At 37.5% G+C, this 26,035-nt stretch carries 24 protein-coding genes; 21 read left to right on the top strand and 3 right to left on the bottom strand.

Annotated elements, in window-relative coordinates; all coding sequences use genetic code 11:
- The first annotated feature begins 19 nt into the window (after positions 1-19).
- Positions 20-1,210 (top strand): spr1629 family repressor/antitoxin, encoded by a 1,191-nt coding sequence (locus tag TP70_RS08545; protein WP_044361016.1) that lies wholly within the window; start codon positions 20-22, stop codon positions 1,208-1,210.
- A gap of 245 nt (positions 1,211-1,455) precedes the next feature.
- Positions 1,456-1,662: a DUF6007 family protein gene (locus TP70_RS12740; protein WP_044360987.1), complete on the top strand. Its 207-nt coding sequence runs from the start codon at positions 1,456-1,458 to the stop codon at positions 1,660-1,662.
- A 210-nt stretch (positions 1,663-1,872) separates the two neighbouring features.
- Here the strand turns inward: TP70_RS12740 and TP70_RS08535 are convergent, their stop codons facing one another.
- The 3 genes from TP70_RS08535 to TP70_RS08525 form a co-directional block, all read right to left on the bottom strand.
- Positions 1,873-4,452: a YfhO family protein gene (locus TP70_RS08535; RefSeq protein ID WP_338091857.1), complete on the bottom strand. Its 2,580-nt coding sequence runs from the start codon at positions 4,450-4,452 to the stop codon at positions 1,873-1,875.
- Positions 4,453-4,500: 48 nt separating this feature from the next.
- Positions 4,501-4,881, bottom strand: a complete 381-nt coding sequence (locus TP70_RS08530) for a GtrA family protein (protein WP_044360985.1) — start codon at positions 4,879-4,881, stop codon at positions 4,501-4,503.
- A gap of 349 nt (positions 4,882-5,230) precedes the next feature.
- Entirely contained in the window at positions 5,231-7,819 is a 2,589-nt protein-coding gene (locus TP70_RS08525; RefSeq protein WP_240626969.1) for a YfhO family protein, read from the bottom strand.
- A gap of 538 nt (positions 7,820-8,357) precedes the next feature.
- Here TP70_RS08525 and TP70_RS08520 point away from each other — a divergent pair.
- The 19 genes from TP70_RS08520 to hslU form a co-directional block, all read left to right on the top strand.
- On the top strand, positions 8,358-9,305 hold the full coding sequence (locus tag TP70_RS08520; protein WP_044360983.1) for an aldo/keto reductase: 948 nt from the start codon (positions 8,358-8,360) through the stop codon (positions 9,303-9,305).
- A gap of 391 nt (positions 9,306-9,696) precedes the next feature.
- A complete protein-coding gene (locus TP70_RS08515) occupies positions 9,697-10,056 on the top strand; it encodes an NAD(P)H-dependent oxidoreductase (RefSeq protein ID WP_206168158.1) in 360 nt (119 codons plus the stop codon).
- Between the two features lie 206 nt (positions 10,057-10,262).
- Positions 10,263-10,721, top strand: coding sequence for a MerR family transcriptional regulator (locus TP70_RS08510; protein WP_044360981.1), 459 nt, complete (start codon positions 10,263-10,265; stop codon positions 10,719-10,721).
- Positions 10,705-11,643, top strand: a complete 939-nt coding sequence (locus TP70_RS08505) for an amidohydrolase family protein (RefSeq protein ID WP_044360980.1) — start codon at positions 10,705-10,707, stop codon at positions 11,641-11,643. The genes TP70_RS08510 and TP70_RS08505 overlap by 17 nt, the downstream gene beginning before the upstream one ends.
- Entirely contained in the window at positions 11,627-12,262 is a 636-nt protein-coding gene (locus TP70_RS08500) for a putative quinol monooxygenase (RefSeq protein WP_044360979.1), read from the top strand. Before TP70_RS08505 ends, TP70_RS08500 begins: the two co-directional genes overlap by 17 nt.
- Positions 12,263-12,299: 37 nt before the next feature.
- The gene (locus TP70_RS08495) at positions 12,300-12,716 is read left to right on the top strand and encodes a cupin domain-containing protein (protein WP_044360978.1); all 417 of its coding nucleotides are present in this window, start codon (positions 12,300-12,302) and stop codon (positions 12,714-12,716) included.
- Positions 12,717-13,050: 334 nt separating this feature from the next.
- Positions 13,051-13,932 (top strand): ribosome biogenesis GTPase YlqF, encoded by an 882-nt coding sequence (ylqF, locus tag TP70_RS08490; protein ID WP_044360977.1) that lies wholly within the window; start codon positions 13,051-13,053, stop codon positions 13,930-13,932.
- The gene (locus TP70_RS08485; RefSeq protein WP_044361013.1) at positions 13,925-14,704 is read left to right on the top strand and encodes a ribonuclease HII; all 780 of its coding nucleotides are present in this window, start codon (positions 13,925-13,927) and stop codon (positions 14,702-14,704) included. Before ylqF ends, TP70_RS08485 begins: the two co-directional genes overlap by 8 nt.
- Before the next feature lie 144 nt (positions 14,705-14,848).
- A complete protein-coding gene (locus tag TP70_RS08480; RefSeq protein ID WP_044360975.1) occupies positions 14,849-15,232 on the top strand; it encodes a hypothetical protein in 384 nt (127 codons plus the stop codon).
- Positions 15,229-15,873, top strand: a complete 645-nt coding sequence (locus TP70_RS08475; RefSeq protein WP_044360974.1) for a hypothetical protein — start codon at positions 15,229-15,231, stop codon at positions 15,871-15,873. Before TP70_RS08480 ends, TP70_RS08475 begins: the two co-directional genes overlap by 4 nt.
- An 85-nt stretch (positions 15,874-15,958) precedes the next feature.
- The gene (locus tag TP70_RS08470) at positions 15,959-16,228 is read left to right on the top strand and encodes a hypothetical protein (protein WP_044360973.1); all 270 of its coding nucleotides are present in this window, start codon (positions 15,959-15,961) and stop codon (positions 16,226-16,228) included.
- Between the two features lie 218 nt (positions 16,229-16,446).
- Positions 16,447-17,613, top strand: a complete 1,167-nt coding sequence (gene sucC / locus TP70_RS08465) for an ADP-forming succinate--CoA ligase subunit beta (protein ID WP_044360972.1) — start codon at positions 16,447-16,449, stop codon at positions 17,611-17,613.
- A 20-nt stretch (positions 17,614-17,633) separates the two neighbouring features.
- The gene (sucD, locus tag TP70_RS08460) at positions 17,634-18,542 is read left to right on the top strand and encodes a succinate--CoA ligase subunit alpha (protein ID WP_044360970.1); all 909 of its coding nucleotides are present in this window, start codon (positions 17,634-17,636) and stop codon (positions 18,540-18,542) included.
- Between the two features lie 117 nt (positions 18,543-18,659).
- Entirely contained in the window at positions 18,660-19,544 is an 885-nt protein-coding gene (gene dprA / locus TP70_RS08455; RefSeq protein WP_084207680.1) for a DNA-processing protein DprA, read from the top strand.
- Positions 19,545-19,646: 102 nt separating this feature from the next.
- A complete protein-coding gene (gene topA / locus TP70_RS08450; protein ID WP_044360969.1) occupies positions 19,647-21,716 on the top strand; it encodes a type I DNA topoisomerase in 2,070 nt (689 codons plus the stop codon).
- A gap of 24 nt (positions 21,717-21,740) precedes the next feature.
- Entirely contained in the window at positions 21,741-23,048 is a 1,308-nt protein-coding gene (gene trmFO, locus TP70_RS08445; protein WP_044360968.1) for an FADH(2)-oxidizing methylenetetrahydrofolate--tRNA-(uracil(54)-C(5))-methyltransferase TrmFO, read from the top strand.
- Between the two features lie 148 nt (positions 23,049-23,196).
- Positions 23,197-24,057, top strand: a complete 861-nt coding sequence (locus tag TP70_RS08440) for a tyrosine recombinase XerC (protein ID WP_411914116.1) — start codon at positions 23,197-23,199, stop codon at positions 24,055-24,057.
- Between the two features lie 7 nt (positions 24,058-24,064).
- On the top strand, positions 24,065-24,607 hold the full coding sequence (hslV, locus tag TP70_RS08435) for an ATP-dependent protease subunit HslV (protein ID WP_044360966.1): 543 nt from the start codon (positions 24,065-24,067) through the stop codon (positions 24,605-24,607).
- Between the two features lie 16 nt (positions 24,608-24,623).
- Positions 24,624-26,035 (top strand): ATP-dependent protease ATPase subunit HslU (gene hslU / locus TP70_RS08430; protein ID WP_156962271.1); only part of this gene is annotated, 1,412 nt, incomplete at its 3' end.

Genomic DNA, 26,035 nt, shown 5'->3' with positions numbered 1-26,035 from the left:
GAAAGTTGTGATGACATTGATGTTTTATGGAGAAAAGCTCAGCAATGTCCGTAAGTTAAATGGACTCTCCAGAAAAGAGCTCGCAGATCAGTTAAATATCACTGAACAAGCTGTGTGGCAATATGAAAACGACTCAATACTTCCTCGTATTGATGTCTTAAATGAATTAAGCCATTTATTTAATGTAGCGTCCAAATATTTTTTCTCGTCAGAATATGTCGTTCAAAAAGTGTCTGAAGAAAAAGTCGCTTATAGAGCACGAGATAGAGAATCTAGAAAAAAGACAAAGTTAGAATTGACCTTTGTAAACTTTGTGGATTACTATATTCATTTCTTTGAACAACGTTTGGTTATGCCAAAAACACCTATTCGAGCAGTTAGAGAAACAACTTTGCGTATGATACAAAAAACGAATGATGATAGAAATGAAATCATCAAACGGATTGCTGAATATGCCAGAACATCGCTTGCTTTAGAAGATAATAAAGATTTGATGTATACGCTGGAGAAAAGTGGTATTTATATTGTTGAAAAACATTTAGGTACTGACATTGATGCTTATAGTACTGTGACAAACGATGGGCGTCTATATATTGTTTTAGGAAGTGCCAAAAAATCAGCAGTTAGAAGAAACTTTGATTTAGCGCATGAGTTAGGGCATTTATTGTTACATGATGACGTAGATATGGATATTTTAAGCACCTCCGATTTGAAAATAATAGAGAAAGAAGCGCATTTATTTGCGTCAGCATTTTTATTACCAGAAGCCGAATTTACAAATGATTTTTTGAATTTGGCAAGAAAATCGAATCCAGACTATTATATTGACTTGAAGCGTAAATACTTAGTATCCATTGCAGCTATGGAAATGAGGGCGTATGAACTCGGTTTGATGACGTATCAAGAAAATAGATACTTCTGGGGACAACTGAGTAAAAAAGGGTACAAAACATTTGAACCGCTAGATGATGAAATCGTTCCGATCAAACCAGGAAAAGTACGTGCGCTTTTGAAATTTGTATTAGATAAAGAAGTCGTGACTGTTGATGATATATGGCATACTTTTCATATTCGACCTAATTTCTTAGTACATTTATTGAATTTAGAAACCGACTTTTTTGAGGCGTATATGACCAATCAAAAAGATTATTTTAGTCAGACAGAAGTGCTAAATATCGGAGACTTTCGTGATAAACGTTCAATAACATAAATAGTTCAATTTTGATATAAACCGTCTTAGCATGTGATTATCATATGTTAGGGCGGTTTTTTTGATGTCATTTAAGGGTAGAGTTTAAAAAAGACGAATTCATATGAAGAAATCATTTATTCATTTTAGTTTCTAGTTCTTATGGTAACCAATACATGTAATCAAAAGATTTAGACCTGCACTTGGTTTTGCCAATAGACAAGCTTGTAAAATAATAAGTTAAATTTAGAAAAGAGGTTTGATAGATGAATAAAAACAATCACTTAGATGAAAATCTTAAGGACATAGGCATTTTAGACCTGATCTTTTTTATTCCATCATGTTTACTATTCTCATACTTACCTTCAGACTATTGGTGGCAAATCTTAGTAAACTTAATCATCATCATATTGACTGCTATTGGCCTAACGCAAATCTTTTATCTCATTAAAAGTATCGTAAGAAAAAAATAATATTATCCAATCGGGATAGGATAATATTAGGGAAACAGCACTCATTGGCAGTAGGTGTCTGAAGTGAAAATACGTTTAAAAAACTTTTTTCACTTCTAGTCACCCTTGCCGGGCGGGACGACGAAAGCTTTTTGTAAAAATAAACTTTCTGTCCCGCTCCCACAAAAAAGCAACGGCACTTGAAAAAGTGAAGACCGTTGCTTTTTACTTTTAAAATTTCCGACGTAACCACCAGCGATAAATAAAGGCACTGATAAGTCCAAAAATCGTTAATGCAATATAGACGTGCCAATAAGGTAATTCATAACGGAGAATCAGTTTCTCATCACCTTTGTTAACAGGAATAACTGTTTGTATGCCATTGCCTTGTTTCACAGGTATTTCTTTACCGTCTACTTCTGCTTTCAAACCATCACGGTATGGCATGGGTAGTACAAGGTATGACTTTTGGGTTGGATGCATGTCGACACGTAGGTGACGTCGTGTTTTTGTTACTTTAACGGGCGTTACATCTTTTTGTGCTTGTTCTAATGTTGAATAATCTTCGCCATAAATCCCTTTAATCTTGACACGATATGTGCCTTTTTTCAGTTTGAGTTGCATCGGTTCTCGCACTGGTACACGGATAGTGACAGGTGTTACAAAGCGTTTGTATTTGTAGCTAAGCATCGTACGACGTTGATGGAAGTCATCCACTTTTAAATAGTGCGGTTTGTCTGGATTCAAAAGTTCGACATCCATCTCTAAGTAATAATCTTTGTAACGTGCTAACGAATCTTTAGGCATCTTAATATCTAATCCACCTAAATTTTTTGTAACGGTCAGTTTTTGACCATTTTGCGTTGCATCACGTGGTGTGATTTCAGCTGATTTCATTAAATTAGGGTTAGCTTGAAACGCAGTATTACTTTTCTCGCCATCAACAACAACACCTTGTAACATGGCATGTTCACGATCTAAAGGTGATTTTAAATCTTTCGCATCATACACTTTAGAAGTTAGGTGTGCTGCAGGGTAGTTGAACGTATTTCGACTGTGTGTCCATTTTATATGGTTATCTTTAATTTTATTTTGAACAACCATACCATAAGGGATAGATGGATCGTTTCCTTTTTTAATACGATCCGAAACACCCCATAACGCATATAAGTTGGCACGGTTACCAAGTAGACGATACGTACTGTTACTATCATATTCCATATTAATTTGCATGAGATTGTCGTAGTAGTCCAAAATTTCTCCATCAAAAATACTCGAATACAGTGCAACGCCATTAAAGTGATAAATCATATTTGAATTAATGGCATAGGTACTCATATAATCAATACGCTCAAAGGGTGCTTGTCGCTCGGTAATGGCATCAATCGTTTCTTGAAGTGGGGCGCTATGATATTTCGGTGCGTGTAACGTTGATATACCTGCTTCATGACGTAACATATTGTTGGAATGATAGTTTAATAACAATACGTACTGTTGTATGATGAACAGCCCAATAATGAGATATATAACTTTTTTGGACAGCGTTGTTTGACGATAAATAAAGTATGCGGCGATACATAATATTAATGCACTCGCAATCATCCACCACATACGTCCAGATGAAAAGAACAGTGTGACAATAGCTAATGGAATAAGTGGTAACAATGAAATGAGATAATCACGCCAAGTTAATTCGGTCAGATGTTTTAACCACAATGCCATCAGCACACTCGTTGATAATACTAGCAAATACCCCCAACGTCTTTGTGGATACGAAAAGCCATTGAATAAGCTGTCAAAGTACGGCGTTAATGCGCCAATAAGCATAAGCCAAGTAAAAATTGCAAACAAACGATAATAGTAGTGGCGATAGAGTTTAAAGGAAAACAGTGCCACTAATGCGATAAACGTAATCGTAAAATAAAAACCGTTTGAAAAGATATGGTATTTTTGTGAGAAATCAATCAGTGCAGGAATATCAAAATCGTTCAGTTTACGATCGTTATTCGCAAATGAACGCACACCTGTTAAAAAGCCAAGTGACGCAATACAAAAACTGATTAACACCGCTGGAATCAGTAACCATAATTTTTTCCAACGTGTAATGACATCATCTGGATGCGTATAAATCATACGATAAATTAAATAAACACCTAATGCGATTGTTTCATAATAACTAAAATAGAAGTTGGAAAACAAAGTTAATGCAATCGCAACAATAAATAATCCAATTTTACGTGTTTTGAAGAAACGTTCCATACCCCAAATAGAGAGTGGTAAGTACAACATAATATCTCCAAAAAAAGACCATGTAAAATTGAAATAATATAGAATGGTCGATGTACTATAAAGCATCGCACCTAAAAAGCGATAAGGATTTTTAAGGTTCAACATTTTAAACATGCCATAAGTTGCTAGGAAGGTTAGGACACATTTTACGTACGCAACAACAATTTGATTACCTGGCCAAAAATCAATATGCGTTGGATCAAAATGACTAAAAGTTTCAATGAGTTTCACACATAAAAAGTTCGCATACATAATCGGAGAAGTTGTGTAGTAATAAGATAAATCCGTGAAGTAGTCCCCACCTAATCCTAGGGCAATATCATAGAAGGATGATAAATTGGACATTCGATCATAGAGAAACAGTTGGAATGGCATCATTTGTTTAAAACCATCACCAGCACCACTATAAATAACACCATGTGCGGAATAGCGATATAATACTGGAAGATAAACGAGTGCGCCGACAAACATGGCAACGCACACTATTTTGAACCATTTAAGGTAAGGATAATTTCTTTTCACTTACAGTCACACTCTTTCTTAAATCATTTGAAACGTGTATGTGTACCGTTATTTTGTCAGTATAAATTTAGATAGCACATACGTGATTGGTATTGTAACGATCAGTCCAACAAAAGGTGCAATCGATTCGTTGAAATGAAGAAAATCAACAAAAAGATAAATGAGCAACGTTTGTACGCCCATATTTACAACTTGAGTAAGTGGAAATGCTAAAAATTTCTTAAGTGTTGGTTTCACTTTATAGACGAAATAGCAGTTCAAGTAGTAAGAAATAACAAATGCTACAGCAAAGCCAACGAGGTGACTGATTAAATATTGTACATGGAATAAATGTAACAAGATTAAATACACAATGTAGTAGTTGACAGTATTTAAGCCACCAACAATAATAAAACGAATAATTTCAAAAAGACGATCAGATTGCATCATCATGAATGCCTACTTTCATTTAATATAAAAAATTGGGTCGTATGTCACATCGTATACAACCTACTGATAAAATATAACATAAATCAAGGAGAAAAGCGTGAAATATTAATATGAATAAATATCTAGTATTTGGTGTCATATAATTACAAATACATTATAACTTTTAACTGCAATAAAATCGCATGATACTTTTAAGTGTAGGAAATCAACCGCTCACTCTGTAATGAAAAATATGACAATCCCATTGTTCCCGTTCTAATATATTTCTAAACAGAACTTAAACCATCTTATTTATAAAAAGGCAACGATGATTGACTTCAAAATCTTCGTTGCCTTTTTATAATGTATGTTAATTCACTTTTTCGCGTAACCACCAACGATAAACAAATGCGCCAACAATACCAATAAGCGTTAGAACAAAATAGAGACGCCAATATGGTAACTCGTAATAGAGGATTAGCTTTTTATCCCCTTTGTTAACAGGAATAATTGTTTGCAAACCATTGCCTTTTTTGACGGGTCTCGCTTCACCATTTACTTCTGCTTTCAAGCCTTCACGATATGGTATTGGCAATACAAGGTATGACTTTTTCTTTGGCTTCATTTCGATACGAAAATCACTGTTTGTTTTTGTCACTTTAACAGGTGTCACATCTTTTTGCGCTTTGTGAAGTGTCGTATAATCTTCGCCATAGATGCCTTTAATTTTTAAACGATAAGTCCCTTTTAAAAGCTTGATGCGCATCGTTTCTTTTGCGGGAACACGTATTGTTATCGGTGTGACGAAACGCTTGTATTTATAGCTCAATGACACGCGATGTTGTTGGAAACCATCTACTTTAATGTAATGTTGAATGTCAGGTTTCAATAATTCAACATCCATTTCTAAGTAGTAATCTTCATATTGCCCATCATCTAAAGGCATTGAAATGTTTAAACCACCATCATCCTTTTGAACGACAAGACGATTGCCTTTATATGTTGCACGGCGAGGTGTGATTTCGGCATCGTCGATAAGATTCGGGTTTGCTTTAAATGAAGTATTGCCTTTGACACCGTCTAACACAACCCCTTGGAGATAAGCTTGTTCACGGTCTAAAGGTGATTTTAAATCTTTGGCATTGTAAACTTTTGACGTCAAATGCGCTGCTGGATAATGCATCATATTTCGGCTATAAGTCCAAGTTCTTTCTTCATCTTTAATTTTTCTTAGCGTCTTCATACCATAAGGTGTCGTCTTATCAGGTATGATTGCGATACGATCCGTTACACCCCAAAGCGCATATAAATTCGCACGATGTCCGAGTGAGCGATACGTACTGTTACTGTCATATCCTGTGTTAATTTGCATGATATTGTCATAGTAGTTTAATATCGTCCCATCAAAAATACTTGAATAAAGTGATAGGCCATTAAAATCATATATCATATTTGAGTTAACAGGATGTGTGCCAAGATAGTCGATATAGTCAATGCGTGCAAAAGGTCCGCGTTGTTCCGTAATCTCATCAAATGTTTTTTGCAATTTCGTACTATGATAGTATGGCGTATCTAAGTTTTTTAAACTAGGTACATGGGAAACAATGTTATTGGTATGGTAATTGAGCAACATCACAAATTGTTGTAACACAAAAAGACATACAACCAATCTTAGACACCATTTCGGTATAGACTGCTGAGGGAATCTAAAGAATGCCATGATATATAATATTAAAGCCGTTGCAATCATCCACCACATACGTCCGCCAGCAAACCAAAATGTTAGTAAAGCAAATGGAATGAGTGGTAACAACGATATTAAGTACTCACGCCACGTTAATTCCGTAACATGTTTTAACCACAACGCAATGAGTATACTTGATGAAAACACTAATAAATAACCCCAACGTCTTTCAGGATACGATAAGCCATTGAATAAGCTATCCGTATAAGGTGATAATGTACCGATAAGTAACAGCCATGTGAAAATGGCAAACAGACGATAATAATAGTAGCGATAAAGCTTAAATGAAAAGAGTGCTACTAATACAATAAATGAAATTGTAAAATAATAGTCATTTGAAAAGATATGGTTATAGAGTGTCACATCAAGTAATCTCGGAACATGAAAATGATTGAGCTTACGGTCATTATTTAAAAATGAATAAACACCTGTAAAAAAGCCAAAAGATGCGATACACATACTAATCAATAGTGTAGGGCACAACAGCCAAAGCTTTTTCCAACGTGTGACAATATCATCTGGATGACTGGCAATCATGCGATATATAAGATAAATAGTTAATGCGATCACTTCGTAGTAACTAAAGTAAAAATTAGAAAAGAGTGTCAACGAAATTGCCAAGATAAATAAGCCGATTTTTCGTGTTTTAAAGAAACGTTCCATTCCCCAAATAGAAAGCGGCAAATAAATTAAAACATCACCAAAAAATGACCATAAAAAGTTGAAAAAATAAAGAATAGTTGACGCGCTATAAAGCATCGCACCTAGAAAACGATATGGATTTTTAAGATCAAACATTTTTAACATCCCGTAAATCGCTAAAAACGTAAGCACACATTTAAAATAAGCAACAATCATCAGATTTGCAGCCCAAAAATCAATGTTTGAAGGATCGATATCACTTAATGTTTCTAACACTTTAATACATAAAAAGTTGATATACATGATGGGCGAAGTTGCGTAGTAATATACAAGGTCTGTGAAGTAATCGCCACCTAAGCCAAGACCAATATCATACAAAGATGACAAGTGAGAGATACGGTCATATAAAAATATTTGAAAAGGTATTAATTGTTTCGTACCGTCATAAGCACCACAATAAACGGAAGTATATTCAAAATAACGTCTAAAAACTGGAAAATATACAATTGCGGCAACAAAAAATGCAGCACATAAAATTTTAACCCACTTTAGGAAAAGGTATGATTTTTTCAATGTCAGTCACTCTTTCATCATTCATTTGAAACGGATATGTGTACAATCATGTCATCGCACACAATAAGTAAAAGGCATCATTAACGATTTATCTAACGAAAGTAACAAGGTGACTGAATAAGTATGAAAATAGAACACGCCTTAAAAATCGTTAAAACCTTAAATATACAATGTATTCATGAATATAGTTAGTTTGTATATTCATGAATACATTAATATTTATATTAAGTTTATTTTACAACGTACTGATAGAATATACCACAAATTACTTAAGAAAAGGGGATAAATTAGTGAAAAAGTGATTCAGTCTATGTTTTTCTGCTTTTAAACGTTATTCGTGTGTAGTGAGGAGGTGTTATGGCATTATTTGCACATTTGCCATGACATCTTTTTTGATAAGTATCTAAAAATGAATGGGATGTACTTCTAGACTTCTTTTTCATCGTTCACGCTACTCAAAATCTTATTATAAAATGCTTGACTTATAGTTAACTGTAAGTGGTAAATTACAAACATAAACGAAAAGGAGCTTACAAAAATGACAGAACAAACATCAGCAATCGTACTTGGAACGTGGTCATGGGGTGCCGGAATGTTCGGCGGTGATATGGTCTTCGGCAACAATTTAGACACTACAAACTTGAAGGCCGTAGTAGATCATGCAATTAAAAATGGATTGAATATCTTTGATACAGCATATGTCTATGGAATGGGAGATTCAGAACGCATCGTTGGTGAGTTGCTCAGTACATATGATCGTGAAGCAGTTGTGATTTCAGATAAATTCACACCGAGTGCATATAATGAAGAGGCAGAAAATCCAGTCATTGACATGTTTGAAGGGTCTCTTAAACGCTTAGGGACAGATTATATTGATATTTATTGGATTCACAATTCATCAGATGTAGAACGATGGACACCACTCATCGTTGACGCATTTCAAACGGGTAAAATTGGGCGCATCGGTGTATCTAATCATAACTTGTCACAAGTAAAACGTGTTCAAGAAATTTTAACACCGCACAACATTAAGTTATCAGCTGTACAAAATCACTTTAGTCTTTTGTATCGTAACTCAATTGAAGACGGTCTTTTAGATTATTGTAAAGAGCATGATATAGAGTTCTTTTCATACATGGTTTTAGAACAAGGTGCGCTGTCGGGTAAATATGATGAAAGCACACTTTTACCATCGGCGTCTAATCGTGGTAAAACGTATAATCCTATGTTCCCAGCGTTACGAGATTTGATTGCAGCGTTACGTAGCATGGCTGAGAAACATGAAGTGCGTCCGGCACAAATAGCAACAGCTTGGGCAATTGGTAAAGGAACGACGCCAATTTTAGGTGTTACTTCAGTAGAACAAGTTGAAGATGCAGCTAAGGCAGCGAATCTAATGCTCACTGATGAAGAAGTGGCAACATTAGAACAATTGGCGATTGATTCAAATGTCAATACACGTGGTGGTTGGGAAGGTCAAGCTTAATGAACGATCATTCAAGCAAAAGTTTTTAAAAATGAGACGTGTGTATGTGCTTTGCGAACACTGACAATAGAAGTTTGACAGTAGCTGATTAATATATGCCTACACTTTTACACATATATAATCAGCTTTGTAGAGACACTATGACGAAACCAATGCTAATACCTAAGGTTGTAGTACCTACTGCCATTCACAGATTTTTGCTTACTTATTTAAGACAAATCTATCTATGTTTCAGCGTTTTGTAGCGCCGTCAAAATAGCAGGGGATGACGTGTCTTGTTATTGCCGAAGCAACGTGTTGGCATGCGATTGACATATATTATTCTATGCAACGTATGATGTAAAAGCATTTAAAGCGAATATGGTTGCACATGAAATCAAAGGAGACTACTATGAAAACAACAATTTTTTTATTTCACCCAAACTTAGCGACTTCTCGAGTTAACAAAGCGCTCTCAAAAGCAGCAGAAGATGCAGGTATTCATGTACGCGATATTTACGAACAATACCCTGATGGCAAGATTGATGTAGCGCATGAACAAAAAATACTGAGTGATGTTGAGCGTATTGTATTTCAATTTCCTATGTATTGGTATTCAACGCCATCATTAATGAAAGAATGGTTAGACCGCGTTCTTGAATATGGTTGGGCTTATGGTTCAAATGGGAATGCGCTACATGGAAAGAAAGTGATTTTAGCTGTCACGCAAGGTTCTGGTGCACAGGATTATACGAAAGAAGGCCGTTTCTAAGTAACGACTGAAGATTTACTCAGACCGATTGAAACGATTAAATATTTGACAGGTTTAGAATTTGAGAAGCCGTTTGTCGTTTCAGGTACACTTAATTTGTCGGAAGAAGCGTTGGAAACTGCATCAAAAGACTATGTTGCACGTTTACAGAAGCTTTAGTAAGTGAAATGATGCAATACTTAAATAGAATTTGAAGGTGATACCACATGTCCAGTCAGCAAAAATATACGATTACACAAGTTTCAGAGATGTATAATATTAAACCGAATACGTTGCGTTATTATGAACGTATTGGGCTATTACCAAAAATTCCACGTCAGCCCAATGGTAATCGCTACTTTACAGACGATTTAAACAAATGGTTAGAGATGGTGATATGTTTGCGTCATTCTGGTGTGTCTATCGAAGTTTTAATCGATTATTGTCAGCTATTGATGCAAGGTAATCAAACTGTCGAAGTGCGTGAAGCAATACTACGCGATCAATTAGCGATTCTTGAAAATAAGCAAAAAAATCTTCAAAGGTCTATTGATCGACTTAATCATAAGATCGGCCTCTATGAGTCTGGAGAAATATTAAATGAGTCTACCTATTATGAAGAATACGGCATTATTTTTGATGAAGAAGGTAGTTGGAAGGTGCGTGTAGATGACTATGAAAATTGATGCATTTGCACATGTGCTATTACCAGATTTTTATAAAGAAATGTCGATATTGGATAAAGATTTAGCACAGAAGATGCCTTTTATTCAAAATGACGTTTTATTAGACATGAAAAAACGATATGACACGATGCCAGATCAAACAAAGCAAATTATTAGTTACGTTAATACGAATCCGGAAGATTACTTAGAGAAAGAAGCGGCGGCACATTTAGTTGCCAAAGCGAATGAAGAATTAGTTGAAACTGTACGTGCATATGGAAATATTTTTGTTGGTGGCGTTGCCATGTTGGCGATGAATAATATAGAAGAAGCAGTACGAACAATTGAAGGGTTTGTGACTGCACACACTGAAATTTTAGGTGTTCAGCTCTTTACACGTCACTTAGGCAAGTCTGTTGCGGATGATGATTTTAGACCCGTTTTTGAAGCGGCAGCTAAAGCAGATGTTCCAATTTGGTTACACCCGGTTTTTGATCAGCGTAAACCAGACAATAATATTGTTTTCAGCTGGGAATATGAGCTGACACAAGCCATGTTAGAAATTGTGCAAGCTGGATATTTCAAGGCATTCCCGAACCTTAAAATTTTAGTTCATCACGGTGGGGCAATGGTACCTTATTTTGCTGGGCGTATTGCGCATATTTTACCCAAGGAACAAGTCTTAGATTTCAAAAAGTTTTATGTTGATACAGCATTACTTGGAAACGCAAAAGCACTTGAACTATGTGTGGATTATTACGGCGTCGATCACGTGCTTTTTGGAACAGATGCGCCACTTGGCATCATGCCAGCAGGTGCAACTGAGGTGATAGCCGAAGCAGTTAACGCGTTGCCGCTTAGTAATGAAGAAAAAGCGATGATTTTCAGCGGGAATGCGCAAAAATTATTTGGGTTAGGTGATTCATATGGCAGAGGTTTTTAGACTTTTCCAATTGGGATTAGCTGAGGGGAATGATCTAGAATATATCGAAGTAGGAAAGCAAAATTTTAAACAATCTATCGCGCATGAACCCGGAACACTTGCTATGTATGCTGCTCATTTACCGGACGATGTCAATCAAAAAATTGTCGTGGAACGCTATAAGAATGAAGAAGCATATCAAGCGCATGTGAATTCAACGCATTTTCATACTTTCAAAGATTTGGGGCAAAAGGTTTTTCGTACGCATACAGTTGTTAATTTACATCCAAAAGTATTTCTTCAAAAAAATGAAGCATTGCGTGTTTTTGAACAGACGGATTTGTCAGTTCGATTAGCGACTGTCGTAGTGACTGATAGCGCAGCATTCGAGGACATTGTTTTGCCTGTTATGAAACAAAGTATAGCGGAAGAATCCGGAATATTCGTTATGTATGCTGGTACAGATATTGAAAATCCAAATACATGGTATTTCTTTGAGATATATGAAAATGAGACTACTTATAAAAGTCATATAGAAAAATCGTATTTTAAAAGTTATATCGAGCGAAGTCGTAGTCTTGTGTTGGAAAAAAACTTACAAGTGCTAGTGGGAGAAATGTTAGTCAATCAAAACGGATAGGGTACAGAAATAATATTGAAAGAAGAGATGATTCGTAATGAAACATGAAGAAGTAAGAAATGCCCCTTTATTTCGTCTAGGAGAAGACAATCCATACGGCGATAAGTTTACAGGGCAATCATATTTAGCAATGTTAGCACAAGCTCCAGATGATTCAGTAAGTGTTGGCAATGTTACTTTTGAACCGGGGTGTCGCAACAATTGGCATGTACATTTAGATGGTTATCAAATCCTTTTAGTAACAGGTGGCGAAGGTCTTTATCAAGAAGAAGGCAAACCAGCACGTCTATTGAAAGCTGGGGATGTATTAGTAACTGATAAAGGGATTAAGCATTGGCATGGTGCAACGAAAGATGCCTGGTTTAGTCATGTTGCAATGACAGCAGGTGCAAGTGAATTTTATGAACCTGTTAGTGACGAAGTGTATCAGTCAGCGCATAAGGAAGCACTATAAAGCACGTGAAAAAGTTTAAAATAAAATAGTTTTATTTCGATGAATGGTGAAGATGTCTACAATATGTATTGTTAGATTTCTTCACTTTATTTATGTTAAGAAAAATCTGCTTGATGTAAGTCTGCCATTATCGCAAAAGTTCATCGGCGTCTATAAAAGCTTTTAATAAAAATACATTTTGTGTACTAACTTCTCAAAATTAAAAAGAACATCCATTAAAAATCGTGATACAATATAGACTGGTTAGCAGCATATGGTATTTAGCAAGTCAAATACTGTATAGTGAAAATGTGTATAATAGTTTGTTAGTTTTTATAAGAAAGGAAGAAATGAGATGGCTACAATTCAATGGTTCCCGGGGCATATGGCGAAAGCGAGACGTGAAGTAACGGAACAACTTAAAAAAGTCGATGTAGTTTTTGAACTTGTAGATGCACGTATTCCATATAGTTCACGAAACCCGATGATAGATGAAGTGATACAACAAAAGCCGCGCGTTGTTATTTTTAATAAAAAAGATATGGCAAATGAACGAGAAATGGCGAAATGGTTTACGTACTTTAAAGATAAAGGTGCCGTACCAGTTGCTGTAGATGCCAAGCATGGCAAAGGTTTGAAAAGTGTTGAAGCGGCAGCAATTGAAGTGACGAAAGAAAAATTTGAGCGTGAAAAAGCAAAAGGCCTCAAACCACGTGCGATTCGTGCCATGATTGTAGGCATTCCGAATGTTGGAAAATCGACGCTTATTAATAAACTTGCCAATCGTTCTATTGCGCAAACTGGTAATAAACCGGGTGTTACAAAGCAACAGCAATGGATTAAAGTAGGGAAATCTCTTCAATTACTCGATACACCGGGGATTTTATGGCCGAAGTTTGAAGATCAACAAGTTGGTATTAAGTTGAGTCTGACTGGCGCGATTAAAGATAGTATCGTACATCTAGATGAAGTGGCGATATATGGCTTATCATTTTTAATTGAACATGACTATGAAAATTTAATTCATCACTACAAAATTGATGTGCTTCAAGATGCAGAGAATTTAGAGTGGTTTGATGCGATTGGTCGTAAAAGAGGCTTGTTACAACGTGGTAATGAAGTGGACTATGAAGCGGTTATTGAACTGATTATCAATGATATTCGTAACGCTAAAATCGGTGCATATTGCTTTGATTTATATGACACATTTCAAGATGAGCATGATGACAATGCCTAAAAAGAAAACAATTCAAGAGATTAAGGCGCTACTGGCAGAAGTTGAGACGATAGAAGCACTTGAAAGTCACCCGGATTATGTGGATACACGAAAAGGGGTACAAGCGGCATTTCGCTCAAGACGGAAGCAACTTGAAAAACAAGCGCAGTTAGTTGAACAATATGAGATGATGTGTCGCTATGAAAATGACATTTTAAATGAACAACCGCATGCGTTAATCTGCGGCATTGATGAAGTGGGGCGTGGCCCGTTAGCCGGTCCTGTAGTAGCGAGTGCCGTCATTTTAGAGTCGGACCATCAACATATCGGTATTAATGATTCCAAGCAATTGAATGCGGCGAAACGTGAAACACTGAATCAATCATTAAAAGACAATGTACGTGCGTGGAGCATTGGCGTTGCTACCGTTGAGGAAATTGATACATTGAATATTTATGAAGCAACGAAACTAGCAATGTACCGTGCGATTGAGTCCTTATCAGTACGTCCGACGCATTTTTTAATTGATGCGATGACACTGGAGAAGCTTGATGAACCCCAACAAAATATTATTAAAGGGGACGCCAATAGTGTGTCGATAGCAGCGGCGAGTATTATTGCGAAAGTATATCGTGATAATTTAATGGCGCAGTATGCCGGGCAATATCCGGGCTATGATTTTGAACATAATGCGGGGTACGGCACGGCAAAACATTTAGCAGGGCTCGCACAGCAAGGTGTATGTCCAATTCATCGGCTATCGTTTGAACCGATCAAATCACAATATCAGTAAATAATGATTAAATACAGCAACCTATTCATTTGTTTGAACAACAGATGCGTAGGTTTTTTCATTCTTCACGAGTTGTAGCGTGTTAGTTATAATATGAATGAGTATTTTTGAATGGGAAGTATAACTTAAAGGAGCGGTGATGAAATGAAAAAGCTAATGATGTTAGGCAGCACACTTGTGATGTGTATCGTTTTATTAAGTGCTTGTGACGATGAAGAACCAGTTGAGGCACCTGATGATGAAGCCTATCAAAAAAATAAGCATGAATTTGTTTATTATGAAGTGTTGAACAATGGAGATGAAGATTATCCAAAAATTGATATTGCTTACAAAGAAAAAGGGCAGTTAAAGCATGTTTATACAAATTTAGATCATGTCTATGAGCATATTATTGAAGATGAAAGTGCACCATTTTTTGTAAAGGACGGAGATGATATTCATGTTTATCGTCCACCGTATATGACATTTGGTGACGACAGTGTTTCAGGTGAAGTGGTAGATAAAAGCGAAATGAGTGACAAAGAATGAAGCGACATGTTGGCGGTGCAATTATTAGTTTGTTACTTCTAAGTATCATGCTACCATGCAGTGTGAATGCAAATAGTACGACAACATCAAGTTCTAGCAGTACATCGACAACAACGAGTAGCTCGTCTTCAAGCAGTACGTCTCGCACAAGTGTAACATCAAGACAATCATCATTGAATGCGAGCAGGCAAGCGATGCAACGTGCACAGCAAAATGCGGTTCGCAGTCAAAATATACGTCAAACCGGACAGCGTTCGCAGCATAAAGGCCGTTCTGCGTCAGCGAAGCAGTCTTCATCACGTTATCATCCAATTGCGCCAGTTAAAGCGGCGTATCGCGATGGTCTATCGCCAGTTGCACAATATCAAATAACGAGCTATTACAATAACTTTTTATTTTTCCAAATTGTCTCAGCGCATAACTATGAATATGCACAACAAAAAGAAAAAATAATGGCGCTTGATGTGCAGAAGCGTATTTTACAAAGACAGATGAAATCGGGCGAAAAATTGTATACGGTCACAGTGAAAATGGACAACCAACAGCAGCGATTGCTTGTATTACCAAAAGAAGATTATGATAAGATTCAACAAGGTCAAAAAGTGCGCTACCACAACGGTCGCGTCGAAATCGTCGATTAGATGGATAGCTTAAATAGTTTTCAAACAGACTATTTTATGTTTTACTAATAATGTACATTCCAAAAAGAAAGGGATATATTAATTTATGGATGAAACATTACAAAAGCTTTATACAGTCTTAGTACATTTTGAAGAAAAAGAAACTGAGATTACAGAAGATGAAGCCACTTTAGCTAAAATCAAACAAGAAATCGAGCAAAACTTAAATGTATCAGTAGAAGAATTATCACAACCAGAACTTATTCGTGTGTTGAAAGATCATAACTTTGTCGTTGAGTCATCAGAAGACGATCAAAAAATTGTCAGCGTACCAATGGACGACGATACACAAGTAACTTTCCAAACAGATAAATAATACATGCAAGGCAACGCGTTTGTTATTCAATGATGAATAGCAAATGCGTTGTCTTTTTTATTGCAATGAATTTCTACTGTTCTACCACCTCATTCAAGAAGTAATTTACAGAAAATCTGAAATCAATCTTATGAAAGTGGTTCCTATCGGTTTACAATAGCGCTTACATTTTTTATAATTGTAGTTGAACTTAACCTTAAGAAACAGGAGGATGGAGTATGAATATCCATGAGTATCAAGGAAAAGCAATCTTTCGCTCAATGGGCGTAGCAGTACCAGAGGGGCGTGTTGCTTTCTCGGCTGAAGAAGCTGTTGAAAAGGCAAAAGAATTAGACACAGATGTTTATGTTGTTAAAGCACAAATCCATGCAGGGGGACGTGGTAAAGCTGGCGGTGTTAAAATCGCGAAGTCTTTATCAGAAGTCGAAACGTATGCGAATGAACTATTAGGTAAAGTATTAGTGACGCATCAAACAGGCCCTGAAGGTAAAGAAGTGAAACGTCTTTACATTGAAGAAGGCGCAGACATCAAGAAAGAATACTATATCGGTTTTGTTATTGACCGTGCAACTGACCGTGTGACGTTAATGGCGTCAGAAGAAGGGGGCACTGAGATTGAGGAAGTAGCGGCTAAAAGTCCTGAAAAAATCTTCAAAGAAACAATCGATCCAGTAGTTGGTCTTGCACCATATCAAGCACGCCGTATCGCATTCAATATCAACATTCCTAAAGAATCAATTAATAAAGCAGTTAAGTTCTTAATGGCATTATATAATGTATTTATGGAAAAAGACTGCTCAATCGTTGAGATCAATCCACTTGTATTAACAGGTGACGGAAACGTCTTAGCATTAGACTCTAAAATTAACTTTGATGACAACGCGTTATTCCGTCATAAAGACATTCAAGAGTTACGTGACTTAGACGAAGAAGATCCAAAAGAAATCGAAGCGTCTAAATATGACCTTTCATACATCGCTTTAGATGGAAATATCGGTTGTATGGTTAACGGTGCTGGTCTTGCGATGGCGACAATGGATACAATCAACCACTTTAATGGTACGCCAGCGAACTTCCTAGACGTAGGGGGCGGCGCGACAAAAGAAAAAGTAACTGAAGCATTCAAAATTATCTTAGGTGATGACAACGTAAAAGGTATTTTCGTTAACATTTTCGGTGGTATCATGCGTTGTGATGTTATTGCTGAAGGTATTGTTGCAGCAGTGAAAGAAGTCGACTTAACATTACCATTAGTTGTGCGTTTGGAAGGTACAAACGTTGCACAAGGTAAACAAATTTTAGAAGAATCAGGTTTAGCGATTGAGCCAGCTAGTACAATGGCTGAAGGCGCACAAAAAATTGTTAAACTCGTAAACGAAGCGTAGGAAAGGATGGGACAACTAAAATGAGTGTATTTGTAGATAAGAATACGAAAGTTATCGTACAAGGTATTACAGGGTCAACTGCCCTTTTCCATACAAAACAAATGTTAGAATATGGAACGCAAATCGTAGCGGGTGTAACACCTGGTAAAGGCGGTCAAGTCGTTGAAGGGGTACCTGTATTCAATACGGTAGAAGAAGCGAAAAATGAAACAGGTGCAACGGTTTCTGTTATTTACGTACCTGCACCGTTTGCGGCAGATGCAATTTTAGAATGTGCAGATGCTGAACTTGACTTAGCAATTTGTATTACTGAGCATATTCCAGTAGTAGATATGGTGAAAGTGAAACGCTACTTAGAAGGCAAAAAGACACGTTTAATCGGACCAAACTGCCCAGGTGTTATCACTTCAGATGAAACGAAAATTGGTATTATGCCGGGTTATATTCACAAAAAAGGTCATGTAGGTGTTGTATCACGTTCTGGTACGTTAACTTATGAAGCCGTACATCAATTAACTGAAGAAGGTATCGGTCAATCAACAGCTGTTGGTATCGGTGGCGACCCAGTTAACGGTACAAACTTTATCGATGTATTAGAAGCATTCAATAATGACGAAGATACAAAAGCGGTTGTTATGATCGGTGAAATCGGTGGTACAGCTGAAGAAGAAGCGGCTGAATGGATTAAAGCGAACATGACAAAACCAGTTGTCGGCTTTATCGGTGGTCAAACTGCACCTCCAGGAAAACGTATGGGTCATGCCGGTGCGATTATTTCAGGTGGTAAAGGGACAGCTGCTGAAAAGATTAAAACGTTAAATAGCTGTGGTATTAAAACAGCTGCAACACCTTCTGAAATTGGTGCGACGTTAATCGAAGCTGCCAAAGAAGCTGGTATTTACGAATCTTTATTAACAGTTAAAAAATAATATAGAACTTATGTCATAACATAAGTTTTAGGTGGGGCAAGAAACTTTCTATATTATAATAGAAGGTTTTTGTCCTGCCCTTTTTTGCTTTGATTTATAGAAGTAAAGGAGGTCTTTATGACAACAACTTTAACGCTGCGCCAATATTTATTATTGCTTGTATATAGTGGCTTTACGACAAGACAAATCTACAAATACGCCTGCAATAGTGACATCCAATATGGGACACAGCAAATGTTATATGAAAAATTAAGAGATAAAATTGCAAATGCAGAAGATCCACGACTTTATACAAAATTACATCGTTTTAATACATTGCACATCAATCACATTGAACACGCATTATCTAAAGCAAAGGTTCACGCCATTAGCATTGATTCCCCAGACTATCCACAATTACTCAAGCATATTTATGATCCACCTGTGATTCTTTTTTGTCGAGGTAACTTAGCCTTTTTAAAACATACTCATACACTTGCAATCGTTGGCTCGCGTCAACATACGCACTACACGCCACAAGCTTTAAATTATTTAATGCCACATTTTGCACAACATCGGTTAACAATTGTGTCAGGGCTTGCACAAGGTGCAGATGCTATTGCGCATCAGTGTGCTATTAAAGCGGGGTGTGCCACAATTGCTGTGTTAGGCTTTGGACATCGTCATCATTATCCTCAGCATACGCAACAACTCCGAAAACACATAGATGCCTATCATCTCAGTGTAAGTGAATATCCACCCCAGACACCGCCTGCCAAATACCGTTTTCCAGAACGCAATCGTCTTATTAGTGGTTTAGCCCGCGGTGTACTGATTACGGAAGCAAGAGAACGAAGTGGGGCACTTATTACCGTAGATCAGGCACTCGATCAGAACCGGAATGTGTATGTATTACCTGGCGATATGTTTAACACATATACAAGAGGCAATTTATTGAGGGTACAAGAAGGTGCAGAAATTGTATTGTCAGAAAAGGATATTTTGAAAGATTATTGTCAATAATTCGCAGATTCCCCGACGAAATAATGGTAAAACATTGACAAAAACAAAATTCAGCGTTTATCATTTAAATTTGTAATCAGAAATTGCAAGGGGGGATCTGCATTGGCAGAAAATCTTGTCATTGTTGAATCGCCTGCAAAAGCTAAAACAATCGAAAAGTATTTAGGGAAAAAATATAAAGTCATTGCCTCAATGGGACACGTGCGTGACTTACCACGTAGTCAAATGGGCGTTGATGTTGAAGATAATTACGAGCCTAAATATATTACGATTCGAGGTAAAGGCCCTGTCGTAAAAGAATTAAAAAGACATGCAAAAAAAGCTAAAAAAGTTTTTCTTGCAAGTGACCCTGACCGTGAAGGTGAAGCAATTGCATGGCATTTAGCAAATATATTAGAGCTAGAAGACAAAACAGACAATAGAGTAGTATTCAACGAAATTACAAAAGATGCGGTAAAGGCAAGTTTTAAAAACCCACGCGGTATCGAAATGGAACTCGTCGATGCACAACAAGCACGACGTATTTTAGATAGATTAGTTGGCTATAACATTTCGCCAGTATTATGGAAAAAAGTGAAAAAAGGTCTATCGGCGGGACGTGTTCAATCTGTAGCGTTAAGATTGGTAATCGACCGTGAGAATGAAATTAGAAACTTTAAACCTGAAGAATATTGGACAATTGAAGGTGCATTTCGCTATCAAAAGTCGAAGTTCACTGCAAAGTTTCTTCATTATAAAGGGAAACCATTTAAATTAACGAATAAAGATGACGTTAAGCTGATTACCGATGCTTTAGACGGTGATCGTTTTGAAGTAACGAAAGTGAACAAAAAGGAACGCACGCGTAAACCAGCGAACCCATTTACGACGTCTACGTTGCAACAAGAAGCAGCACGTAAGTTGAACTTCAAAGCACGTAAAACGATGATGATTGCGCAACAGTTATACGAAGGGATCGACTTAAAACGTGCGGGTACAGTCGGTTTAATCACGTACATGAGAACAGACTCAACACGTATTTCGAAAGATGCCCAAGCAGAAGCAAAACAGTTCATCGAAGAAACATACGGTAAAGACTATATTTCTAAAGTAGTCAATAAAGGGAAGCAAGGCGATCAAGATGCGCACGAAGCGATTCGCCCAACAAGTACTTTAAGAACGCCTGAAGATGTAAAAAGCTATTTGACACGTGATCAATTTAGACTGTATAAGCTGATTTGGGAACGTTTTGTAGCAAGCCAAATGGCACCAGCGATTCTTGATACAGTGGCTGTTGACTTAGAACAAGGCGACATCAAGTTCCGTGCCAATGGTCAAACAATCAAGTTTAAAGGTTTTATGACATTATATGTTGAAGCGAATGATGATGTGACCAAAGAAAAAGAAAATCGCTTACCTAAGCTTGAAGAGGGTAATGAAGTCATTGCGACAAATATTGATCCGGCACAACACTTTACACAACCGCCACCACGTTATACGGAGGCGCGTTTAGTAAAAACGTTGGAAGAATTGAAAATCGGACGTCCATCAACGTATGCACCGACAATTGATACGATTCAAAAACGTAATTATGTAAAAAGTGAAAGTAAACGTTTCGTCCCTACAGAGTTAGGGGAGATTGTGCATGAGCAAGTAAAAGACTACTTCCCTGAAATTATTGACGTTGACTTTACTGTGAACATGGAAACGTTGCTCGATAAAATTGCCGATGGTGAAATTGGGTGGCGTAAAGTCGTTGGAGATTTTTACAATAGTTTCAAACAAGATGTCGAACGTGCCGAGTCAGAAATGGAAAAAGTTGAGATCAAAGATGAACCAGCGGGAGAAGATTGTGAAAAATGCGGACACCCAATGGTGATTAAAATGGGACGTTACGGTAAGTTTATGGCGTGCTCTAACTTCCCGGATTGCCGCAACACGAAAGCCATTGTGAAACCAATCGGTGTCAAATGTCCAACGTGTAAAGACGGCGATGTCGTAGAACGTAAGTCGAAGAAAAATCGCTTATTCTACGGATGTTCCAATTATCCAACTTGTGACTTTGTATCATGGGATAAACCTATCGGACGTGATTGTCCAAAATGTAACCATTACTTGGCTGAACATAAAAAAGGGCGTACGACGCAAGTAGTATGTTCAAACTGTGATTATAAAGAAGAAGCTGTAAAATAACAGTAAGAAAAGGAGGTCGTAACATTGACAACTGTGAATATTATTGGTGCGGGATTGGCAGGTTCAGAAGCTGCTTATCAACTTGCACAACGTGGTGTACACGTAAATTTATACGAAATGCGACCTGTTAAACAAACACCGGCGCATCATACAGATAAGTTTGCTGAACTTGTATGTTCGAACTCACTAAGAGGTAATGCGTTAACGAATGCAGTCGGCGTGTTAAAAGAAGAGATGCGTCGTTTAGATTCATTGATTATCGCAGCGGCAGACAAGGCACGTGTACCAGCAGGTGGTGCGTTAGCGGTTGACCGTCATGACTTTGCAGGATACATTACAGACACTTTAAAAAATCATCCGAATGTCACTGTAAAAAATGAAGAAATCACTAAAATTCCAGAAGGACCAACAATTATCGCGACAGGTCCTTTAACAACGGAAGGACTCGCTGAAGAAATTGTTGCTTTAACAGGCGCTGACCAGCTCTATTTCTATGATGCGGCTGCACCGATCATCGAGAAAGAGTCTATTGATATGGACAAAGTTTATTTAAAATCTCGTTATGATAAGGGCGAAGCGGCATATTTGAACTGTCCGATGACGAAAGAAGAATTTGAACGTTTTTATGAAGCAGCTATTTCAGCAGAAGCAGCACCGATGAAAGACTTTGAAAAAGAAAAATACTTTGAAGGCTGTATGCCATTTGAAGTCATGGCAAGTCGAGGCCCTAAAACTTTGTTGTTTGGACCGATGAAGCCAGTAGGTCTTGAAGATCCTAAGACGGGTAAACGTCCATACGCTGTTGTTCAGTTACGACAAGATGATGCGGCAGGGACACTCTACAATATTGTAGGATTCCAAACACGTTTAAAATGGGGCGCACAAAAAGAAGTGTTACGTCTTATTCCAGGTCTTGAAAATGTAGATATCGTTCGATATGGTGTGATGCATCGTAATACTTTTATCAATTCTCCGGGTGTCTTATCGGAAACTTATGAGTTCAAAGCACGTCCTAACTTATTCTTTGCAGGTCAAATGACAGGTGTTGAAGGTTATGTTGAAAGTGCAGCGAGTGGTATGATTGCAGGTATTAACTTGGCACATCGTATGTTAGGTAAGGGAGATGTTATTTTCCCACGTGAAACGATGTTAGGTAGTATGGCGTACTATATCTCTCACGCTGAAAACAATAAAAACTTCCAACCGATGAATGCGAATTTTGGACTTGTACCTGCATTGCCTGAACGTGTCAAAGATAAAAAGGCACGTTATGAAGCACTGGCAGACCGTGCGCTTACGTATCTTGATAGTTTTAAGCAAACGTTGCAATAACTCACGAAAGTATTTGACAAAAGTAGTAAAATTTAGATAACTGTGAAAATTTGACAGTTTATCTATGCAGGACCCCTTATCATTATGCTACAATGCAAATGATGGAGGGGTTTTTACTTTGGAACAAATCCAACAACAATTTCTTAATATGCTCAAATATGAGCGCCTATTCTCAGAACACACATTAAAGGCATATCATGATGACCTCGTTCAATTTAATCGCTTTTTGGTACAAGAGCAATTGACATTGCAATCATTCAGTTATCAAGAAGCAAGAGGGTACTTACAGATGCTATACGATATGGGCTTGCAACGTACGACGGTTTCTCGCAAAATTTCTACGTTGCGTAGTTTTTATGCGTATTGGATGACGATAGAGGAGAATATCACGAATCCATTTGTGCAACTGGTGCACCCGAAAAAAGAACGATATTTGCCATCATTTTTTTATGCCGAAGAAATGGAAGCATTGTTTCAAACAGTCATCCATGATCACACAAAAGGTTTAAGAGACCGCGTCATTCTTGAACTGCTCTATGCAACTGGAATACGTGTGTCGGAGCTTGTCGGACTGAAAAAGTCTGACGTTGATTTATCGATGTCCTTGCTCAAAGTAATGGGTAAAGGGCAGAAAGAACGCATTGTGCCGTTTGGTGAGTTTTGTCGACAAAGTATGATTGATTATTTTGAATCGTTCGGCCCGATTCAAAATGCGTCTCACGATTATCTCATCGTGAATTTAAAAGGTCAGCCAATCACTGAAAGAGGTGTGCGCTATATTTTAAATGATATCGTGAAGCGAACAACGGGTGTAACTGCCATTCATCCACATAAGTTACGCCATACATTCGCAACACATCTGCTTGATGCAGGTGCTGATCTTAGAACGGTACAAAACTTGTTAGGACATGTGAATTTATCGACGACTGGGCGATACACACATGTGACCAACCAACAATTGCGACATGTCTATTTACAAGCACATCCACGTGCGAAAAAAGGAGAGTAAATCATTTATGGGTTCATCAATTCATGCAACAACAATTTATGCAGTGCGACATAACGGACAAGCTGCAATGGCAGGGGATGGTCAAGTGACACTTGGTCAACAAGTCATTATGAAAAACACTGCCAAGAAGGTTCGAAAGTTATATAATGGTAAAGTCATTGCTGGATTTGCAGGAAGTGTTGCAGACGCTTTTACGTTATTTGAAAAGTTTGAAACGAAATTGCAGCAATACGGTGGTAAGTTAGAACGTGCTGCTGTAGAACTTGCAAAAGAATGGCGTGGCGATAAGCAACTTCGCCAATTAGAAGCGATGCTTATTGTGATGGATGCAGAGCACCTTTTAGTTGTCAGCGGTACAGGTGAAGTCATCGCACCAGATGATGACCTTATTGCGATTGGCTCAGGTGGTAACTTTGCTTTGAGTGCAGGTCGTGCATTGAAGCGCCATGCAACGCATCTGAATGCGAGAGAAATGGCTTATGAAAGTCTGAAAGTAGCTTCAGAGATATGCGTGTTTACAAATGATCACATCATAGTGGAAGAATTATAATGGAGGTTTATTGGGTATGGATACAAGTGCGATTAAGTTAACACCGAAAGATATTGTTTCCGAGCTAGATGCGTATATCGTAGGACAAGATGAAGCTAAGAAAAAGGTCGCAATTGCGTTAAGAAATCGTTATCGTCGTAGTTTGTTAGATGATGAGATTAAGCAAGAAATTGCACCGAAAAACATTTTAATGATGGGTCCGACGGGTGTTGGTAAAACGGAAATTGCGAGACGTATGGCTAAGATTGTTGGTGCGCCATTTATTAAAGTTGAAGCGACAAAGTTTACTGAGGTTGGTTACGTAGGGCGAGATGTGGAAAGTATGGTACGTGACCTCGTTGATGTTGCGGTAAGACTTGTGAAAGACCAAAAGAAAGCAGCAGTGCAAGAAGAAGCGAGTACAAAAGCGAATGATAAGCTTGTAAAATTGCTTGTGCCAAGTATGAAAAAGAAAGCTTCTCAAAATGCGAACAATCCGCTAGAATCATTGTTTGGTGGTGCATTGCCTAACTTTGGTCAAAGCCAAGAAGAAGAGGAAGAACCGCCAACAGAAGAAATTAAAACGAAACGCTCTGAAATTAAAAAGCAACTTCTTGCAGGTATGTTGGAAAATGAAAAAGTGCGTATCAAAGTTGCGCAAGACCCGGGTGCACTTGGCATGTTAGGTACACAACAAAACGAGCAAATGCAAGAAATGATGAATCAACTCATGCCGAAGAAAAAAGTTGAAAAAGAAGTGCCGGTTAAAACAGCACGTAAAATTTTGACGGACGAATTTGCTGATGAGATGATTGATCATGAAACAGCAAATCAAGAAGCGCTGGAATTGGCTGAACAGATGGGTATTATCTTTATTGATGAAATTGATAAGGTTGCGACATCTAACAGTCAAGGCGGCGGGCAAGATGTTTCACGTCAAGGTGTTCAACGTGATATCTTACCTATTCTTGAAGGTAGCGTTGTCAAAACAAAATATGGTACGGTAAATACGGAGCATATGTTATTTATCGGTGCAGGTGCTTTCCATGTTTCTAAACCGAGCGACTTAATTCCAGAATTACAGGGACGTTTCCCGATTCGTGTGGAATTAGAAAGCTTAACGGTAGACGACTTTGTGAGAATTTTGACTGAACCGAAGCTTTCATTGATTAGGCAGTATGAATTATTGCTTAAAACAGAAGAAGTAACTGTGAATTTCAGTGATGAAGCGATTCAACGCTTAGCTGAAATGGCGTATCACGTCAACCAAGAAACAGACAACATTGGCGCGAGACGTTTACACACAATTTTAGAAAAAATGTTAGAAGATTTATCGTATGAGGCAGCGAACATGCCACATGCACACGTTGATATTACCCCTCAATATGTCGATGATAAATTGAAAACAATCTCAACAAATAAAGATTTAAGTGAATTTATATTATGGCG

Origin of the sequence: Staphylococcus microti, assembly GCF_000934465.1 — a bacterium.
Lineage (GTDB): Bacteria > Bacillota > Bacilli > Staphylococcales > Staphylococcaceae > Staphylococcus > Staphylococcus microti.
This window is presented reverse-complemented; position numbering and strand designations above follow the sequence as displayed.

What these genes read in the sequence shown, in the direction of transcription:
- TP70_RS08505 (WP_044360980.1), top strand. Translation starts at nt 10,705, where the DNA reads ATGACTATGAAAATTGATGCATTTGCACATGTGCTATTACCAGATTTT.
- sucC (WP_044360972.1), top strand. Translation starts at nt 16,447, where the DNA reads ATGAATATCCATGAGTATCAAGGAAAAGCAATCTTTCGCTCAATGGGC.
- TP70_RS08475 (WP_044360974.1), top strand. Translation starts at nt 15,229, where the DNA reads ATGAAGCGACATGTTGGCGGTGCAATTATTAGTTTGTTACTTCTAAGT.
- TP70_RS08440 (WP_411914116.1), top strand. Translation starts at nt 23,197, where the DNA reads ATGCTCAAATATGAGCGCCTATTCTCAGAACACACATTAAAGGCATAT.
- dprA (WP_084207680.1), top strand. Translation starts at nt 18,660, where the DNA reads ATGACAACAACTTTAACGCTGCGCCAATATTTATTATTGCTTGTATAT.
- TP70_RS08515 (WP_206168158.1), top strand. Translation starts at nt 9,697, where the DNA reads ATGAAAACAACAATTTTTTTATTTCACCCAAACTTAGCGACTTCTCGA.
- TP70_RS08495 (WP_044360978.1), top strand. Translation starts at nt 12,300, where the DNA reads ATGAAACATGAAGAAGTAAGAAATGCCCCTTTATTTCGTCTAGGAGAA.
- TP70_RS08530 (WP_044360985.1), bottom strand. Translation starts at nt 4,881, where the DNA reads ATGATGCAATCTGATCGTCTTTTTGAAATTATTCGTTTTATTATTGTT.
- TP70_RS08545 (WP_044361016.1), top strand. Translation starts at nt 20, where the DNA reads ATGTTTTATGGAGAAAAGCTCAGCAATGTCCGTAAGTTAAATGGACTC.
- TP70_RS08470 (WP_044360973.1), top strand. Translation starts at nt 15,959, where the DNA reads ATGGATGAAACATTACAAAAGCTTTATACAGTCTTAGTACATTTTGAA.
- ylqF (WP_044360977.1), top strand. Translation starts at nt 13,051, where the DNA reads ATGGCTACAATTCAATGGTTCCCGGGGCATATGGCGAAAGCGAGACGT.
- hslV (WP_044360966.1), top strand. Translation starts at nt 24,065, where the DNA reads ATGGGTTCATCAATTCATGCAACAACAATTTATGCAGTGCGACATAAC.
- TP70_RS08510 (WP_044360981.1), top strand. Translation starts at nt 10,263, where the DNA reads ATGTCCAGTCAGCAAAAATATACGATTACACAAGTTTCAGAGATGTAT.
- TP70_RS08500 (WP_044360979.1), top strand. Translation starts at nt 11,627, where the DNA reads ATGGCAGAGGTTTTTAGACTTTTCCAATTGGGATTAGCTGAGGGGAAT.
- TP70_RS08485 (WP_044361013.1), top strand. Translation starts at nt 13,925, where the DNA reads ATGCCTAAAAAGAAAACAATTCAAGAGATTAAGGCGCTACTGGCAGAA.
- TP70_RS12740 (WP_044360987.1), top strand. Translation starts at nt 1,456, where the DNA reads ATGAATAAAAACAATCACTTAGATGAAAATCTTAAGGACATAGGCATT.
- TP70_RS08480 (WP_044360975.1), top strand. Translation starts at nt 14,849, where the DNA reads ATGAAAAAGCTAATGATGTTAGGCAGCACACTTGTGATGTGTATCGTT.
- sucD (WP_044360970.1), top strand. Translation starts at nt 17,634, where the DNA reads ATGAGTGTATTTGTAGATAAGAATACGAAAGTTATCGTACAAGGTATT.
- TP70_RS08520 (WP_044360983.1), top strand. Translation starts at nt 8,358, where the DNA reads ATGACAGAACAAACATCAGCAATCGTACTTGGAACGTGGTCATGGGGT.